This is a genomic window from Pygmaiobacter massiliensis, from assembly GCF_900199435.1.
Taxonomy (GTDB): Bacteria; Bacillota; Clostridia; order Oscillospirales; family Ruminococcaceae; genus Pygmaiobacter; species Pygmaiobacter massiliensis.
The window spans coordinates 893,387-911,517 of sequence record NZ_OAML01000003.1 but is presented as its reverse complement, the minus strand read 5'-3'; the positions used below and the strand labels follow the sequence as shown (position 1 = coordinate 911,517).

At 48.0% G+C, this 18,131-nt stretch carries 15 protein-coding genes; 7 read left to right on the top strand and 8 right to left on the bottom strand.

Going from position 1 to position 18,131, the window contains the following annotated elements:
• Window positions 1–17: 17 nt before the first annotated feature.
• Both C1A11_RS08830 and C1A11_RS08825 read right to left on the bottom strand, forming a co-directional pair.
• Window positions 18–1,223 (bottom strand): ABC transporter permease, encoded by a 1,206-nt coding sequence (locus tag C1A11_RS08830; protein ID WP_102050112.1) that lies wholly within the window; start codon window positions 1,221–1,223, stop codon window positions 18–20.
• On the bottom strand, window positions 1,210–2,775 hold the full coding sequence (locus C1A11_RS08825; protein WP_102050111.1) for a permuted SH3 domain-containing protein: 1,566 nt from the start codon (window positions 2,773–2,775) through the stop codon (window positions 1,210–1,212). The genes C1A11_RS08830 and C1A11_RS08825 overlap by 14 nt, the downstream gene beginning before the upstream one ends.
• 141 nt (window positions 2,776–2,916) lie before the next feature.
• Between C1A11_RS08825 and C1A11_RS08820 the strand changes: the two genes are divergently transcribed.
• Window positions 2,917–3,591 (top strand): response regulator transcription factor, encoded by a 675-nt coding sequence (locus tag C1A11_RS08820; protein WP_102050110.1) that lies wholly within the window; start codon window positions 2,917–2,919, stop codon window positions 3,589–3,591.
• A complete protein-coding gene (locus C1A11_RS08815) occupies window positions 3,588–4,706 on the top strand; it encodes a sensor histidine kinase (protein WP_102050109.1) in 1,119 nt (372 codons plus the stop codon). Before C1A11_RS08820 ends, C1A11_RS08815 begins: the two co-directional genes overlap by 4 nt.
• Before the next feature lie 334 nt (window positions 4,707–5,040).
• Here the strand turns inward: C1A11_RS08815 and C1A11_RS08810 are convergent, their stop codons facing one another.
• The 3 genes from C1A11_RS08810 to C1A11_RS08800 form a co-directional block, all read right to left on the bottom strand.
• The gene (locus C1A11_RS08810; RefSeq protein WP_102050108.1) at window positions 5,041–5,817 is read right to left on the bottom strand and encodes a hypothetical protein; all 777 of its coding nucleotides are present in this window, start codon (window positions 5,815–5,817) and stop codon (window positions 5,041–5,043) included.
• Between the two features lie 101 nt (window positions 5,818–5,918).
• Window positions 5,919–6,488 carry a 50S ribosomal protein L25/general stress protein Ctc gene (locus C1A11_RS08805; RefSeq protein WP_102050107.1) on the bottom strand — a complete coding sequence of 190 codons (570 nt, stop codon included), beginning with the start codon at window positions 6,486–6,488 and terminating at the stop codon, window positions 5,919–5,921.
• A 235-nt stretch (window positions 6,489–6,723) separates the two neighbouring features.
• Window positions 6,724–7,551: a TrmH family RNA methyltransferase gene (locus C1A11_RS08800; RefSeq protein WP_102050106.1), complete on the bottom strand. Its 828-nt coding sequence runs from the start codon at window positions 7,549–7,551 to the stop codon at window positions 6,724–6,726.
• 442 nt (window positions 7,552–7,993) lie between these two features.
• Here C1A11_RS08800 and C1A11_RS08790 point away from each other — a divergent pair, with 442 nt between their 5' ends.
• A complete protein-coding gene (locus C1A11_RS08790; protein WP_102050104.1) occupies window positions 7,994–9,316 on the top strand; it encodes an acetyl-CoA hydrolase/transferase family protein in 1,323 nt (440 codons plus the stop codon).
• Between the two features lie 160 nt (window positions 9,317–9,476).
• On the opposite strand, the gene fsa is transcribed toward C1A11_RS08790, so the two are convergent.
• Genes fsa through C1A11_RS08775 form a run of 3 tightly spaced genes read right to left on the bottom strand, consistent with a single transcriptional unit; the run spans window position 9,477 to window position 13,179 of the window.
• On the bottom strand, window positions 9,477–10,133 hold the full coding sequence (fsa, locus tag C1A11_RS08785) for a fructose-6-phosphate aldolase (protein ID WP_102050103.1): 657 nt from the start codon (window positions 10,131–10,133) through the stop codon (window positions 9,477–9,479).
• A 31-nt stretch (window positions 10,134–10,164) separates the two neighbouring features.
• A complete protein-coding gene (locus tag C1A11_RS08780) occupies window positions 10,165–11,067 on the bottom strand; it encodes a ribokinase (protein WP_102050102.1) in 903 nt (300 codons plus the stop codon).
• Between the two features lie 9 nt (window positions 11,068–11,076).
• A complete protein-coding gene (locus tag C1A11_RS08775; protein WP_102050101.1) occupies window positions 11,077–13,179 on the bottom strand; it encodes an ADP-ribosylglycohydrolase family protein in 2,103 nt (700 codons plus the stop codon).
• 257 nt (window positions 13,180–13,436) lie between these two features.
• Here C1A11_RS08775 and C1A11_RS08770 point away from each other — a divergent pair, with 257 nt between their 5' ends.
• The 4 genes from C1A11_RS08770 (at window position 13,437) to C1A11_RS08755 (ending at window position 18,075) form a co-directional block, all read left to right on the top strand.
• The gene (locus C1A11_RS08770; RefSeq protein ID WP_102050100.1) at window positions 13,437–14,480 is read left to right on the top strand and encodes a LacI family DNA-binding transcriptional regulator; all 1,044 of its coding nucleotides are present in this window, start codon (window positions 13,437–13,439) and stop codon (window positions 14,478–14,480) included.
• A gap of 241 nt (window positions 14,481–14,721) precedes the next feature.
• A complete protein-coding gene (locus C1A11_RS08765) occupies window positions 14,722–15,648 on the top strand; it encodes an ABC transporter permease (RefSeq protein WP_242965891.1) in 927 nt (308 codons plus the stop codon).
• Window positions 15,649–15,650: 2 nt separating this feature from the next.
• The gene (locus C1A11_RS08760; protein WP_102050099.1) at window positions 15,651–16,535 is read left to right on the top strand and encodes a carbohydrate ABC transporter permease; all 885 of its coding nucleotides are present in this window, start codon (window positions 15,651–15,653) and stop codon (window positions 16,533–16,535) included.
• A gap of 43 nt (window positions 16,536–16,578) precedes the next feature.
• A complete protein-coding gene (locus tag C1A11_RS08755) occupies window positions 16,579–18,075 on the top strand; it encodes an extracellular solute-binding protein (RefSeq protein ID WP_102050098.1) in 1,497 nt (498 codons plus the stop codon).
• Window positions 18,076–18,131 lie beyond the last annotated feature (56 nt).

Genomic DNA, 18,131 nt, shown 5'->3' with positions numbered 1-18,131 from the left:
CAAAATCCTTCTTTCATTTATTCATATGACAAGGCGTCTACGGGCTTAAGCTGTGACGCTTTGTAGGCTGGATAAAAACCAAACAAACCGCTGGTGAGCATGGCAAAGATAAACGCAATTACGAATGCCCCCGCAGAGGGTGCAATAGGCAGATCGGTATAGCGCATCAGCGCAAGCCCCACGCCGCTGACCAGCAGCCCTATAAAGCCACCCACTACACCGATAGAGAGCGATTCCAGCAAAAACTGCACAAGAATATCTTTGTCCGGGCTGCCAAGTGCTTTCAGCACGCCAATCTCTTTGGTTCTTTCTTTTATGGTGACGAACAACACATTCATAATCCCAATACCGCCGACCGTTAGAACGATAAGCGCGACTGAAACAAGCAGCATACTCATTGTGCGGGCCGATCGAGTCGCACTTTCAATACGACTGCCAGCATCTTCTACTGCATAACTGGAGCTGCTGGCCATGTAATAATCCATAGTGCCTTGCATTTGCTGCATGGCTTTTTTTACATCTTTCAGCGAATTTACTTTCGCAGTAATTTGTGGCAGCGAAAACTCATCGTCCATCTTGTTTTTCACCATAGTTTCATAGGGCAGATAAATTGTGCTGTCATGCATAACTCCCTGCAAACCGTCGCCATTGCGCGCCAACACACCAATAATCTCAAGCGACACATCGCCAATTTTAATACGTTGTCCAACTGCCTGACCGGCATCTCCGAAATATTTTTCTGCAAGCCCAAAACCAATGACGGCTACCTTTGCTTCGTCCTCAAAATCCGCTTGGGTAAAATTATTTCCTTCTACAAATTCCAAAGAAAATACATCACTATAACTTTCGGTCACACCGGCAATGCTGGCATACTCTTTCACCTTGCCGGTACGCACTTCGCGGGTTACCTCGTTACGCAAACAAATGCTTTTCAGGTGAAAATTCTCTTCAAATATGTGGTCCATTAGGCTTTTATCCAGCTTTTCAATTTTAGAGGTATCAAAATTTCCGTTTAACTGCTTATAGTCTAAGTTGATAAAAAGAGTGTCTGCGGAAAGGCCGGAGTATTGCGCTTCCGCATCGTTTTTTGCGCCCTGCCCAATTGCAATTACCAGCACGATAGTGGCAGTGCCCACAATAATGCCAAGGCTGGTAAGCAGCACTTTAAACTTGTTTTGCAGAGTGTTAATCCACACCAGGCGTATCAGTTCACTTTTTTTCATAGCGTTCCTCTACCACGGCAACTTCACCGTCTTTCAGCCCGCTCAATATTTCGGTCAGCCTGCCATCTGAAAAGCCGGTGGTAATCTGTCTTTTCTCGAGTTCGCCTTTTTCATTTTTCACCATCAAATAAGACTTGCCGTCTTCCAGCACAATTGCTTTGTTGGCAACAGTCAAAATATCCAGTTTTTGTTTTACTACAAGAGTTGCATTGGCGCCCATACCTTCAAAAAGCTCTTCTTCGGGCGGGTCAAACGCAACAATTACCTCATATTTGCCTTTGTCATCCTGCAGGTATGATTTAGATTCCACCTTACCGTAAAAGGTCGCATCCGTATAAGCATCTACATAAAAAGACACTTCTTGCCCGATTGATACATCCACGATTTCAGAGGAATCAACCGAAAGCCGCAACACCCTTTTCTCTTGCTGACCAATTTCTGCAATCGGGGTAGTGGCATCGGTAACACCGTTTTGCTTATATCCCAGATTAAGAACAACACCGTCGTGCTCTGCGCGCACAGCCGGGTCGCTTTTGTATTTTTGCAGTTCATTCACTGCTTTTTGAGATTCCTCTTGTTTGCTTTGTGCTTCGGCAATACTTTGATCAAGCCCAATCATCTGGGTATCTTTTTGTTTTGCCATCAAATCAATGGATTCGTTTTCTTTCTGCTTTTCCTGCTCGCGCTGGCTGCTGTAAATTTGCAGCGTTTTTTCTACTTCTGCAAGCTCTGCGGTCAAGTTGGCAATTTCAGTTTCCAATTGGGCAATTTCGTTGTTAATTTGAGCTTGGTTTGCCTCGCTACTTGCGTTTTTAAGCACATCGCTCTCTTGCTGTAACGCAACTAGGCGTGCATCATTTGCAGTTTTTGCAGCATTTAGCTGGGCAAGCTCTGCGGCATGGTCTTGTGTGGTGTCGGCTATCAGTGCATCTATTTGGCGCTGCAACTCCTGATTTTCATTTTGCAGGCTGTTGATTTCGCGCTCTTTCGCCGCGAGGTCTGCCCCGGTGGCATTCTTTTGCAACTGCTGTTTTAGCTCTTCAAGCCTTGCGCGTTTTTGAGCAAGACTGCTTTCCAATGAACTTTTTCTCGCGAGTGTGGCCCCTGCTTTTTCTTGATAGGCTGCCTCTCCTGCCGCGCGCAAATCGTTCATCTTTTTTTCAGCTTCCAGCTTGGCATTTTGTTTTTCCTGTTTCAGCTTTTCCAGTGCATTGCGGTCGTTCTTCAGTTTTTCATCAGCAGATTTCCATTTTTCCTGAACATCTTTTTCAGAAAGCAGCGCAAGGATATCGCCTTTTTTCACCTTGTCGCCTACTTTTACTTTGTACTCCTCTATCTGCAGCGCAGTATCAATAAACTGCCCTGCCTTTTCCGATGTGATGACTCCGGCAGAATCGATTCCTACAACAATGTCTGTCTTTTTTACCGGGTACTCGCGTTGCCGAGCCTCTTCTTGCGGTGGCTTATAAGTAGCCGCTGCCACTGCCAGCAAAACCACCACTGCTGTGCCTGCGCCCAGCAGTATTTTTTTCTTTTTATCTAAGTGTTTCATCTATTTTGTTAACTCCCCTTTGCTGAGTAGATGCCCTGAGTATAGCAAAGCGGAAATAAAATCCGTATAAAGAAAGCAAAAAGTTTCTTTATATGGATTTAATATTGTCGTGCTATACTAATGTAAAAGGAGGCGTGATTTGTGAAACTACTGGTCGCTGAAGATGACAAAGACTTGCGTGAGTCCTTAGTAGAAGGCTTGAGGATGCAAGGGTATGCTGTAGACTGCTGCGCCGATGGCGAAGTGGCTGACGAGATGGCATTTAGCGAAAGCTATGATTTGATTATTCTGGACCTGAACCTGCCCGGTATGGATGGACTGGAGGTGCTTAAAAATATTCGCAGTCAAAACCAAACGGTGAATGTGCTAATTCTATCGGCACGCGCCTCGCTTGAAGATAAAATCATCGGCCTTGACGACGGGGCAAACGATTATCTTACAAAGCCTTTTCATTTTGCTGAATTGCTCGCGCGGGTACGCTCGTTACTGCGCCGAAAAACGGTGCAGGAAAGCACCGTTTTAACCTGCGATGATTTATCGTTTGATACAGCTACCCGCACGGTATTTGCAAGCGGATCCGAAGTACCGCTGACCACCAAAGAAACAGCGATTTTAGAATATCTGCTGCTGCATAAAGAAAGACTGGTAGCTTTGAGCGAACTGCTGGAGCACGTTTGGGACAATAGTGTGGATTCGTTTTCCAACTCGGTGCGCGTACACATTTCTTCTCTTCGGCGCAAACTGCGCACTGCGCTGGGATACGACCCTATCCGTAATGTCATTGGGGAAGGCTATCAGCTGAGGGAAAAGCTATGAAAAACAAAAAATCAACTTTAAGATTTAAACTCACTTTGGTAGTGCTTTGTGTTACTGCTGCCATGTGCCTTGCACTTGCACTTATCTCAATGTCTGCATCGCGGGTATTTTTCAATGCAATGCTCTTAACCCCGTCACAGCGTTCTGAGCTTACCACCGAGGCATTGCCAGACATGTCAGAGGGTTTCCCCAGCGTGACCGCAACGCCCGCCGCAGCTGCGCAACGTTCTTTTAGTGGCGTAACCGTACTTTCTACCTTACTGGTTTTGACTGGGGGTGGAGCATTTTTGTTTTGGTATGTAAAAAAATCGTTAAAGCCTCTCGAAACTTTGGCGCAGCAGGTCCGTCAGCTGGATGCCGACCACCTTTCCTGTTCACTGGACATCGTTTCTACCGGGGACGAAATAGAGCAGCTTTCAGGGGCTGTTTCGGACATGCTGGGGCGGGTAAACGATGCGTACACAATGCAAAAAAACTTTTCTGCAAGTGCAGCGCATGAGCTCCGCACCCCGATTGCCGCGATGAAGTCTCGCATCGACGTATTCCAAATGAAACCAGAGCACACCCCAGACCAATACGGGCATTTGATTGATACAATCAGCCGAAATACCGAGCGCCTGTCTGGGCTGGTGGAGCAGTTGCTGGATTTGACGAACCAAACCGCGGTGGACATGGAAGAGCATGTGGATCTGCGTGCGCTTGCAGAAGAAGCCGCCATAGATCTGGAACCACTGGCTGCAAAGCAGAACATCACGATTACAGTAACCGGCCATGCTGAAACCACCGGCAACGACTGTTTGCTGCAGCGCGCCCTTTTTAACCTGATGCAGAATGCTGTAAAATACAATCTGCCCGGCGGGACTGTAACAGTAACACTCGGCCAGCGCGAGGGACAGGTTTGCTGCCGCGTTGCAGATACCGGCAGAGGTGTTCCCAAAGAATTGCAGCCACATATTTTTGATTTGTTTTTCCGCGTAGATGCTTCCCGAAGCCGCGAAATTGGCGGCAATGGCCTTGGGCTAGCTTTAGTGAAACGCATTATTGAACAGCATGCTGGCACACTTAAAGTATCGGATAATCTGCCGCAAGGCCTTTGTATTGAGTTTTGTATTTAGCACAAACTTTTTTGCAAACGATAAACGCACTGCTGAGCGACCCCAAATGGGGCTTTATTGCAAGGCCTTGCCATGGCCAAGGTAACGTCCATCAGCTCCCTTTTAAATTTAGAGAAATAACAAAGCCGCTTAAACTTTACGTTTAAGCGGCTTTTTCTTTTGCATCAAAACAGCACCGGTTTTTTAACGCCCGGCGCCGTTATGCTTTCGCGATATTTTTGCACTTTTCAAGAGCACACTGCCTTTGAGTAAAACACCTTAAGCCTAAGTAGAGCTTTGCAGCGGCACTTGTTTCGACTTATGCGTAGTTTTGGTCTGGTTGCGGCGTACCAAGTTAAAAAGATAAATTCAATTTATTTATTTTACAAAAATGCTCATAAAACTGTTCTGCGTGTTCTTGCTCACCGGTACCGCGCACCGCTTCTTTCATGTCAAACAAAATTTTTGCAGCGGTAATATTGCTCAGATACCGAAATGCCACACTGCCCCACGCTTTTGTAGGGGGTGTTTCTTGTAAATACGGCCAAAACAGCAGTTCATCTTTCGGTGCCAGTTTCATACGATAGATTTCATGGGCTGGGATGATACCATCTTCACACTCGGACCCCAGAAAATCCTCCGGTACCATAAAAGCACCTATAATTCTGCGATCTTGCTCTATCATTCCATTTTTACAATGGGTCAACACACAAATAGAATTGGGGGCGAGCCGATCCAGCGTGCGCGGCTTGCCTTTTGAGTAGCCGCTGAGGTAATAGCCGGTGCAAACCGACCAATCTGCAAATGTTTTAGCAATCTCCTCTTTTTTGAGATTGAAAACCGCCTGAGAATTCGGGACAATTTTCAAAGAGCGCAGATAATCCCGTCGAGCTTTTTCTTTTGCTATCTCCTGCTGTTTTGCATGCTGCTTTGCGTGCTTTTCTTGCAAAAGCGCTTGAATCTCATTTTGCAGCCCTCCATCTTGCAGCGACAAAAAGCTTGAAAAAGAATCTGGGAACAAAAAACGCTTTTCTCCCGCAGAAAAATCAACGGTGAGAATGTTGTTATTTCTGCCCGTTACGATGCCTTTACCAAAAACCTTGTGTTTAATTGTCTGGCCTACTAATTGCACATTCTTCACACCTTTCTTGTAAATAAAACACAGAGCCTTTCTTGTCTCTATCGGTTCGACAATCAAGGCTCTGGTGTAATCCATCTGCGCGAAAGGCTCGGTTACTGTTCAGCCTCTTCTTTTGCAGACGCGTGCTTCTTTTCAGTAATTCTTAAAACCATAGCATCCGGTTCAACCTGTAGTTCAACGTGTTCGCTTAAAAATTCCGGAATATCTGCTACCGTTAATACGGTACCTATCTTTTTGCCTTCCAAGTCCACTGTTACCGTGTCAATCATGTCTTTGGGCAGTGAAGCATAGGGAATTTCAAGCATCATTTTTTCCAGTACGCCGGGTACGTTTTCGTCATTTTTTAAAAGCACGTGTGCTACACTGTTTACCTTTTGCTTGGGTGACAGTGCCTGAAAACCGATATGCTCGATTTTATTATCTGCAAAGCATCTGGTTTTGTCCTTGATTTGTGTTGTGATGGTTTCGCCTTCTAAATTCAGTTTCACCTTACTCCCCAGCCGCAGCGTGCGAAGTAGCTTGTCGGCGGTTTTCTCTTCCATCTGAATTGCAATTGAAGCCGGAAGATTGCCGCCGTAAACACAGCAAGGCACAATGCCTTCTTTTCGCAACTGCTTGCCTTTTACTTGTGTGTTTCTTTTTTCTACAGCAATAATGTCCATTGTGGTCCTCCTTGTGAAGTTGACTTGCATTATTCCGCCTGTTATAAAAAAAAGAAGGGCTTTCCCTGTTTCACCTTTCAGTGAAACAAACAAAAGCCCTTCTATAGCAGACGGTTCTCTTATGTCTACTAGTATACCACGTTAAAAAAATAAGTCAAATGGCCGATACGCTTTTCTCATTGCTACTCACAGTAACCCGCATGGGCTTTCGACTTTATTTTTGCATTTTCGCGCATTATCGCGCTTTTAGCTGCCAAAAGGCCACCGCACTGGCAGCCGCAACATTCAGCGAATCCACATTATGCGCCATTGGAATGCACACCGTATAATCACAGCCTGCAATGGTTTGGGCAGAAAGTCCGGTGCCCTCTGTACCCATAATAATGGCAAGCTTTTCTTCCACCATCAGCTGTGGGTCGTCCACGCTGACCGCTTCATCGCTTAGCGCCATCGCGGCAAGTCGAAAGCCCAGCTTGTGCAAACGGTCTATACCCGGCCCCGGCCATTCTGACGCCTGTTCGCCAATAGATGCCCAAGGAACCTGAAACACGGTGCCCATACTCACCCGCACCGCGCGCCGATTCAGTGGGTCGCAGCAAGAGGGTGAAACCAGCACTGCATCTATATTCAACGCGGCTGCGGAGCGAAAAATCGCGCCGATATTCGTCGCGTCTACAATATCTTCGAGCACTGCAACACGGCGTGCACCGGTGCAAAGGGTTTCTGCTGTGGGAAGCTTAGGGCGGCGCATGGCGCAAAGCACCCCGCGCGTCAGTGAAAAGCCGGTTAATTCTGCAAGCACTGCTCTTTCGGCAGTGTAGACTGGTATGTCTCCTGCACGGGCAATGATTTCTTTTGCGTCACCTAAAATATGCTTACGCTCCATCAGCAGCGAAACCGGCTCGTACCCTGCATCCAATGCAAGCGCAATTACTTTGGGGCTCTCTGCAATAAAAATGCCTTTTTCCGGCTCTAGCCGGTTGCGCAGTTGCGCCTCGGTCAAGCGTGCAAACACGCCCAGCTCTGGCAGGGTAAAATCGGTGATTTCTATAATATTGGGCATGTTATCTCCTTAAAGCGTAATCTTTCGTTTGTTATTTATTGTGCCTTCGCTTTATAAATTAAAATACGCTTAGCGTACGCAGCGTTTTATCTTCCAGCATCTTCGACTAATGCAGCTACGGGAAATAAAGCTGATTGCTGTTAGCAATTATACCACGCATCCACTCGCTGCACCAGCAAGCCCTTTTGACAAAGAAGCACAAAATAGTGCCCATGCAACTTATTTTACAGCTCGCATTGCTCATTGGGCAAATTCTCGGCTTTGCATACCGGTTTTGGCAGAGAAAGGGCAATTGCAGGTTTACGCGAAATTTGGTAGTATTAAGAGAAACCAAAAAAGCTTTTGAGCACTTTACCTGTGCGTCACAAGGTGCATTTTCACCGCATACGTTGCCGCCATATGCATGCGGCAGGTAAAGATTGCCGCAACAAGGAGAAATGAAATGTTGAGCGATTATAGAGAAAAATTCGTCACGCCGGAAGTCGCCGCGGCAAAAGCGGTCCAGTCTGGCGACTGGGTAGACTATGGCTTTGGCGCCGGCTTTCCTGAATTGATGGACAAGGCACTTGCCGCCCGAAAACACGAACTGCGCGATGTTAAAATTCGCGGCGGCCTTGTGATTCGCCCGCGCATCGAAGTGGTGGAGTGTGATCCTGAGCAATCTGCTTTCACTTATTACAGCTGGCACATCGGCGACTACGAGCGCACCTTGCAAAAACGCGGCCTGTGCCGCTTTATGCCGATGATTCTGCGTTATCTGCCGGACCTTTACCGCCACCATATTCGGGTAGACGTAGCATTTGTGCCGGTTTCGGCGCCGAACAACGACGGCTATTGCAGCCTTGGTATTTCCAACTATGCGTGGCGCACCATTTTCGAAAACGCGCGCACCGTTGTTTTTGAAATCAATGAGCACCTGCCCACTTTGCTGGGTGTCGACGGCTCGCACCGTGTTCATCTTTCTGAGGCAGACTATATCGTAGAAGGCGAGCATGAGCCGCTGCCTCTTCGCACTTACAAAGATCCCTCGCCTACCGATGTAGCAATTGCAAAGCACGTCGTAAACGAAATTTCTGATGGGTCCGTGCTTTCTCTCGGTGTTGGCGGTGTTCCGTTTACCGTTGCGCAGATGCTTGCAGAATCAGACCTGAAAGATCTCGGTTGCCACACCGGTACCATTAGCGATGCCTTTTTGGCACTTCACCGCGCTGGCAAACTTACAAACAAGCGCAAAGAAATTGACACCGGCTACTCGACCTGGAACCTCGCAATGGGCTCGCAGGAACTGTACAATTGGCTCCGCGATGAGCCGACCCTTTTCCGCCCGGCAGATGTTGATTATGTTCATTCGCCAGAGCGCATTGGCCAGATGAAAAATGTCATCAGCATTAACGGTGGTGTAGAGCTTGATTTGATGGGCCAGGAAAATGCGGAATCTGCTGGCAGCCGCCAGCTTTCCGGCACCGGCGGCCAGTTGGATTTTCTGGAAGGTGCTTTCCGCTCTGAAGGTGGCAAGGGCTTTATCTGCCTTAACTCTGCCCGAAAAAACAAAGACGGCAACTTAAAATCCAACATTGTTCCGTTTATCAAAGGCGGCTGCACCGTCAGTGCACCGCGCGGCATGATTCAATACGTTGCAACCGAATACGGCGTTGCCAAGCTTTCCGGCTTATCCCTGCGCGAGCGTGCAGATGCCATGATTGCCATTGCGCACCCCGATTTTAGAGAAGAGCTGGCACGGTATGCACAAGAGAATTTTCAGTAATCTCTGAAAAGATCTTATTTTTTCGCACTTGTATTGCATACAAAAACTGCTGAGGAGCTTGGCTTCCTCAGCAGTTTTTATTTTATCCAAAATCACACCCGGATGCACCGCAAGCGGCACAGTACTAAATCATTTTGCGAGTAATGTGTCAATCACGCCCTTAAGCGCCAAATACCGCAAGGTAATCCTTTTGAAATTTTGCAATGCCTGCATCGGTCAGCGGATGTTTTGTCATCTGCTCAATCACGGCATACGGCACCGTTGCAATGTCCGCACCTGCAAGCGCACACTCGGTTACATGAATCGGGCTGCGCACACTGGCTGCGATAATCTCGGTTTTGATATCGTCGTACAAATCAAACATTTCTGAAATGGTGCGAACCAAATCGATACCCGGTTGCGAAATATCGTCGAGCCTGCCCAGGAACGGAGAAACATAAGCTGCACCTGCCCGCGCTGCCAACAGCGCCTGGTTTGCCGAAAAAATCAACGTCACATTGCAGTGGATGCCCTCTGCGGAAAGCACTTTGGTTGCTTTCAACCCTTCGGTCGTCATGGGGATTTTAACTACCATGTTCTTATGAATTTTAGCAATTTCGCGGCCTTCGGTAATCATGTCCGCAGCATCCACGGTGGTTGCCTTTACCTCGCCCGAAATCGGGCCGTCCACAATCGAGGCAATCTCGCTGATGACCTGGTTAAAATCTCTGCCTTCTTTTGCAATCAGGCTGGGGTTTGTAGTAACACCGCAGATTACGCCCATGTCATTTGCTTTTTTAATATCTTCCACATTTGCGGTATCAATAAAAAATTTCATCCAGAAGTTCCTCCGCTTCATTTTCTATCATTTATTGAAAAGTCTCTTGTTCAAAAGCCGCTACTTCCTGCTTTATAGGAATAGAAGGAGCCGCACCTTTGCGCCCTACTGCGATTGCCGCCGCGCAGGTGGCAGTGCGCAAGGCCTGCTTTGCGGTGGCGCCCGCTGCAATACCGGCAATCAGGTAGCCGGTAAAGGTATCCCCCGCCGCGGTGGTATCCACAGCTTCGACCCTCACTGCCTGTTGCGCCAGCCGAAGCGCTCCGTCTTGATAAATGGAGCCTTTTTCGCCCAGCGTCAGTACAATTTTAGCCTGCGGGTACATTTTTTGCAGCTGGTTTGGATATTCCTCTTCCGGCAGCTCGGTGCCGCAGATATCCTTTGCCTCTATCTCGTTGAGTACAAAATAATCCACCAGTTCCAGCGGCAGCTTTCGCAGCGCCTCGGTCATCGGCGAAGGGTTCAGCACAATTTTTAACCCGCGGCGGCTTGCACTGGTAATGAGATAGTCCAGCTCATTGATCTCATTTTGCAAAATCAAAAAGTCACCGGGGTCAAAACAATCGAGCGTTTGATTGATTTGGGCGCGTGTAATGCATTGGTTTGCGCCGCCATAAAGCAAAATACAGTTTTGGCCTTCTTCATTCACCTGAATCATGGCATGGCCAGTAGGGCAAGGCAGCCGCTGCACCAACGAAACATCCACATGCGCGGCGCGCAACGCCTCAATCAGCATACCACCATCTTGTTCCCCCACACAGCCTGCGTGCCAAACTTCGGCACCGGCCTTTGCAAGCGCAATAGACTGGTTGAGTCCCTTGCCACCGCAAAACTCTTCGAGGGTTACAGCCGCCATAGTCTCTCCGGGGCGTATAAAATGTGACACCGTATACACTTTGTCGATATTAAGCGACCCAAAGCTTAAAATTTTCATGCTTCCTCCTTACAGTTCGCGATAGGTAAAGTCTCCAAAGGAAGTACGGCCCATGCGGCAGGAGCCACACCCAAACATGCCGTAGCCATATGCTTCATCTTTTGCGCTAAGCAGAACTTTGCCGTCTACCAAAAGGGTAATCTCATCCTGCTCGCAGCGCAGTTCCATCCGATAAGTCTGGTTTTCTTTCCAGTCAAAATCGCACGAGGCAAGGGTGCTGAAGCCAAAGTCATTTTTCAGCAGCACGGCTTTGCCCTTTTCATCAAATCCTGCGGCGTAGCAACGCTGTGCGCCCTGCGCACGGCAAACCAGCAGATGGCTCTCTCCATGGCGCGGTGTGACAGGTGCTTCAAAAACATAGTTTTCGGCGTAGTAGTTGCCTGTATAAGCAAAAGAAGGCTCGTTACGCATCAGGTTTAGCGTTCCGCCATACAAATCCCATGCGCCGTGGTCCATCGAGAATGGCGTGATTGCCGCAAAATTGCGTTTTTGTTTTTGAATTGCAATCGAGTAAGCAGATTTTCCGCTGACGGTGAAATTGTCAAGGTATACAAGGCCTAAGGTTTTAAAGCTGGCCGGCGCATAGCCCTCCAGCACAACGCCAACTTCGTCTACCCCGTCGCCCTGTGTATCAGGAACTGTAAACGTCACGTCAATCCACTCATGCTGTTTCAGTTTAATAAAACCTTGCAGATGGTCCTTTTTATCCCCTGCGGTACGGATATAAGGTGCTACGCCCGGGGTTTCGTTGCCATTCCACTGGTCAAGATAAAGTTTCATCGAAACGGTCTGTCCCGGATACACCGTGGGGCTGAACACCGGGCTGTAACGCTCGTCAGAAAATTCATCGCGGGTGTAGAACGGTTTATAGTAAATTTTGCATTGATTGCCGCGCACCAGTCGGTCCATCAAAATTTTCAGCGAGCCACTGCCCTCATACGCCTGCTCTGTGCTGTGCGATGCCGTGCAGAGGAACGGGTCCGAAACGCGAATATTGTGGGTGCTGCCGGGAATTTCAAAGTCAAAGAAAACCTCGCCCAGGCGGCAGCTCTGCTGCAACTTCTGCGGTGCTGCTTCATTCGCCAGCCGGTAACCCAGCAGTGCAACTTCTTTCGCGTAGGTGGGAATATCGAGAATATTTAAGTAGCCGGAAATGCCCGAACAAACGATACTATCGTTGATGGGAGCCCGGTAATGGGCAGGCAAGCCCTCGATGCCGCAAGCGACGCCCATAATAGTGCCCACGTTGCCTGCATTGCAGTCGGTGTCCCAGCCGGCCATTGTGGCAATTTCTACGGTGCGGTCAAAACGGCCCTCGCCGTACAGCAGTGCCATAATGCAAACGCCTGCATTGGGGATAATGTGGCAAACGCCCTGGTATTTATCATAGCCCCAGTCGCGCATTAGCATGGCATGGCAATCGCGCCAGTTTTCCGGATGTGCTGTGTGGAAAGCACGCACTGCATCTACGACATGGCGGTAGGTGCAGTCTTCGGGAATTTCTGCGATGCCTGCATCCAGTAATTCCTGCACATCGCTCGTTTCAAAGGCTTTGGCAATGGCAGCACAGATAAACCGTGCGCCCCAAACGCCGTTGCCGTCATGCGACACGCTGGCGGCTGCTGCGCCATAATCCGCAGCTTTTTTAGGATTTGCGGGATTTACGAGGCCCCAGGTATCAATAAAAATCTGGCCGCCAATCTGCTCTGCTAAAATCTCACCGTTTTGCTCAATCGAGCCGGACAGCGGCGCAGGAATGTTGTTTTTGAGGTTTAAGTACGCAGTATGCTCGGTGCTGGTGCCATAGCCGCCCCACCAAAACATGCCCACACCTTCGCGGGCGTAGTTCAGCCATGCACGGGCCACGTCCTGCGAGGTCAACTCGCGGTCTTTTGCATCATCATAAAGCGCCCGCAGAAAAAATACAGGGCCGTTTGCATCGTCATCTGCAGCAAAGTTTTTATACTCTTTTACATAATCGGTAATATCGCCATAGGTAGACTGAATCCGCTCATAGGTCCAGATGGTAGGTTCTACAGGTGCCCCGAGGCGGATGCCAATGTTCATGCCAAGGAACCCGGCATAAACTTTTTCTAAATAACAGTTTATCATATTGACGTCCTTTCAATCACACGATATAATTTGAGTAACCGGTTTCTTAACTGCATTATAGTACACACTTTTGGGCTTTGCAAGTCTTTTGTACTTTCGCAAGCATCCGTTTGTACTTGCCATTATTTTACTTATAATGTTATGATAAACAAAAGAAAAATGCCTTTTGGATAGATGCAAAATAAGTTTTCAGCAAAATATTTGCCCTTTGCCTTAAGTGCGGGGCACTGCCGGTCAGAGGATAAGGAGATGACTTTGTGCTACCAAACCGTAAATACAGCATCGCTGAAATCGCACAGATCTGCAACGTATCTAAGTCTACTGTTTCGCGTGTTATCAACAACAACCCCAATGGTGTAGGCGAAGAAACGCGCCAAAAAGTGCTGGCCACCATACAGGAGATGGGCTATCGCCCCAATGCACTCGCGCGCAGTGTCGCGACTTCCCGTTCCAATACCATCGGTGTTATCATCCCGGATGTTTCTAACTTCTTTTATCCCAAAATCATCAAAGGCATCACCGATTACATGGACACCAAGGATTATGCTGTCATTGTCTGCAACTCAGATTACCAGCCAGAGCGTGAAGCGCGCCACCTGCTTTCTTTAATTGATAAACGGGTGGATGGCATCATTCTCTGCTCGGGCATCTCTAACCATGAGTTTCTTTCACAGTTTCGTCAATATCGGGTGCCGCTGGTTTTACTTGGCCGCACCTTCGACAGCTCCCTAAGCGATGCAAGCATTTCTGGCGATAACGTGAAAGGCGCTTATAAATCAGCTTCTTATTTAATCCGCGGGGGCAACCGCCGCATTGTGTACATTGAGGGCAACCCGGATATCTCAGGTTCTCGTCAGCGTTTGGAAGGATATCATCAAGCACATACCGCAGCCGGACTGCCAGTATTTCCAGAGCTGATTATCAGCGGCGAATACAGCATTGACTACGGCAAAAAAGCCGTTATGGAGCTGCTGGATAAACACGTGGAGTTTGACGCTATTATGACAGGCAGCGACCTGATTGCAATTGGCGTTGTGTCGCAGCTGCTCAAGCAGGGCATCCGCGTGCCAGAGGATATTGAAGTGGTCGGCTTTGATAATATTGAGCTTTCGAGTGTGTTCAATCCCCCGCTTTCCACCATTTCCAAACCTCACTACGATATGGCGCAGCACATAGCAAAGCAGCTTGTTAAAGTAATTGAGGGCGAAGAAGTTAAGTTTCCCCATACCGTAATTGAACCGCAGCTGGTTTTGCGCGAAACAACAAAACCTCGCGAATATGATGAAGAATACGGAAGATAGACCTTCTTGCATAATTTAGAGTCCGCCTTTGGGCGGACTTTTTCTTTTTGAAGACGTTCTAAGAAAACGCTTTCTTAAATATTTCGCATTTTTTCTTTCTTTTACAAGAATCGTGCGAAATTTTCTTCTTAAATATAGAAAAATACTGCTCAAATATGTACAAAAGCACCATTGAAATAGCTTTAGAAAGTCTTTATAATGAGTTTAACAGAGAAACCGGTTACTTAAAACGGAGGCCACTATGCTTAAAAACAAAGAACACAAGCGAAATCCTCGCCGCACCTTGCACCGGATGTGGCAGGACAGAACGCTTTATCTCCTACTGGCACCTACGCTTATCTATTTTTGCATTTTCCGCGTATGGCCCATGATAAACATGCGGCTTGCTGTTTACAACTATAAAGCCAAGGGCGACTGGACCTTTGCCGGGCTGAAATATTTTAAGATGATTTTTAAATCGCCTGCTTTTGCAGACATCTTAAAAAACACTTTAATTATCAGCTTTATGAAATATGTTTTGCTGTTCCCTCTTTTTGTGGTTTTCGCAATTATGCTCAACGAGCTGCGGCATAACAAGTTTCGTAAGTATGTGCAGGTCGTCTCTTACCTCCCGCACTTTCTTTCTTGGGTCGTTATCGCCGGTATTTGGATGTCGTTTCTCGCCCCTTCCAACGGAGCATTGAACGAAATTCTCGCCTGGTTCGGCGCAGGACCCGTAGACCTGATGACCAGCAAAGGTGCAATTCGCTGGGTTTTGTTCTTTTCCGAAGGTTGGCGCAGCCTAGGTTGGGACTCGATCATCTTCTACACCGCCATCATCGGCATCAGCCCCGATTTGTACGAGGCAGCACTGATGGATGGCGCAAACCGCTGGGATATTATCAAGCACATCATATTCCCCGCACTTATTATCCCGATGACCACCGTGTTCATCCTCAATCTCGGCTTCTTTATGTCGGCCGGTTTTGACCAGGTGTTTAACTTTACTAATCCTGCAGTCAACAGTGTCATCGATATTCTGGATACATATATCTACCGTGTTGGTATCGAAAATGCACAGTATTCTATTGCAACAGCTGTTTCTCTCATCAAAGGCGTCGTCGGCGTGATACTGGTTTACCTAACCCATATCACCTCTAAAAAGCTCACCGGCGAAGGAGTGTGGTAAGCATGAAAAAGAAAAAATTCAGTATTTTGCAGATTGTCTTGATGGCATTTATGATGCTCCTCACGCTTACAATGATTATTCCTCTGCTGCACATTTTGGCGCGTTCGCTTTCCGATCCTGCGCTCTCTCCTTCGATGAGCGGTCTTTCGATTATTCCGAAAGGCTTTACCCTTATCAACTACGAGGTGCTGTTCAGCAACAAAAATCTGGTTCCCTCCATCTTCAACTCCATTTTCATCACGCTGGTGGGCACCATCATCAATATTTTCCTAACTATAACCGCAGCATATGTACTCACCCGCCCCAACCTTGTCGGCAAAAAGATTTTAATGATATTTTTCATCGTAATGATGCTGTTTGACCCGGGCATTGTGCCGGAATACATGGTAGTCAAAGCGCTGGGGCTGATGAACAGCCAATGGTCTGTTATCCTTTCGATGTCGGTCAACGTTTACTATCTGATTATCATGATGCGGTACTTTGAAGCGGTTCCTCCGTCTCTTTGCGAGGCCGCACGCATCGACGGTGCAGGGCATTTGCGCACATTGTTTTCCGTTATCGCGCCGCTTTCCAAAGCGGGTATCGCCACCTTGACGATGTTTTACGGCGTGCTGCGGTGGAACGAATACTTCCGCGCAGGTATTTACATCTCCTCCATTAAAAAAGTACCCTTGCAGGTCATTTTAAGAAAATTCATCGTAGATGGCGACGTCACCACCTTGATTGGCACCCAGAACCTGCTTAATTACAATGAGCTTGCACAGCTTGATTTTACGGCTCTGCAATACGCCACGATTATCGTGGCAATCATCCCCATTCTTATGATTTACCCGCTTGTCTTAAAATACTATACCAAAGGCGTGATGGAAGGCGGCGTAAAAGAATAAGCGTTCATTTTCCCCGGACACAAAAATAAAATTGGAGGTTATTATGAGAAAGTTTGTTTCACTTGCTTTGGCACTTGCTCTGCTCACCACCTCTTTGGTAGGGTGCGGCGGTTCTTCCCAAAGCACATCTGCCTCGGCACCCCAGAGCGGCGCTTCCAGCGAAGCCGGCACAATTGGCAGTGCCGATGCCCCCGTCGATGTAAAAATCATGATCAAAGACGTTTTCCCCGATGAGGAGGATGTCAAGCTGCTCGCCAAAAACATCAATGAAAAAATGGCTGAAAATGGCCAGTACGTAAATGTAGTATTTGAAGAGCCGCCTGCAAGCAGCTATTCCACTGCGGTTCCCCTTGCTATGATGAACGGTGAGATTGATGCAGATCTTGTTTACTTCCAGGGCGGCGATCTCGCTGTTTCGCAGCAAGGCCTGCTCGAAGATTTGACTCCCTACATTGAAAAATCCACCTATGTAAAAGCATTGATGGATGAAGCCAACGCAACCAAAATGGCAAACTATCCGTACCTGCTGTGGCTCGCTCCTCCTCGTACATACACCCCGGTTATCCGCGATGATTGGGCACAGCAGCTCGACAGCTACAAAGCTCTGGTTGCAGACCCCACCCCCGACAACTACTACGCTTTCTTCAAAGAGATGAAGGACAAAGGCCTTGCAGAGTACGGCATCACTGCTGACGGCTCTACGGCTCGCCTTGACAGCATCTTCAACCATGCATTCGGCATTACTGCCTCGGTCGTAAAAGAAGACGGCAAATGGGTCTTCAGTAAAGCCAGCCAGGCTGAAAAAGCAAAACTTGAATTCTATGCAAAACTGTACGCAGACGGCCTGCTGGATCCCGAGTTTTTAACCAACACCTGGGACGTGATGGAGCAGAAATTCTATGACGGCAAAGTTGGCGTACTCTCCGGCACCGCAGGCGCTGTTATCCAGATTTACAACAACAAGATGACTTCTGTCAATGGCGACGCGGCATTCCTCGACGTGCTGCCCCCGGCAAAAGGCGTTTCTCAAGCTTACACCTCGGTAGACGTTACCAAAGAATCTCGCGGCTTTGCACTGAACGCAGATTCTCAGAACAAAGATGCAGCTTTTGCTGTACTTGAGTTTATGGCAAGCCCCGAAGGCCGTGTGCTCGACAAAGTCGGCATCGAAGGCGTTCACTACAATGTCACCGACAACAAGATTGTCTTTACCGAAAAATTCCCCGAGTGGTGGGCTCGTTTCTGGGATACCATGAATACCTTCGAGCCGAAGGACCCGTCTCTTGCTGAGCCTGTTTTCAGCGCGCCCGCAACCGCTTCTCTGGACGCTGCTGCAAAATACATGGTGCAGGATACCAACATTCTGATTCCCGAAGACATGGCACCGCAGTGGGATGCTATGACCAACTACTACAACGAGTACGCAGCAGATATCATCCGCGGCGTCAAACCGATTTCGGCATTTGATGAGTTTGTACAGAAATGGAACCAGGCCGGCGGCGATGATTTCTCTGCTGTTCTGACCGAAAAACTGGGCTAACCCACCAAGTCCATAACCTGTTCGCAAAACAAATCCATTCAGAAAAGGTGTTTAAA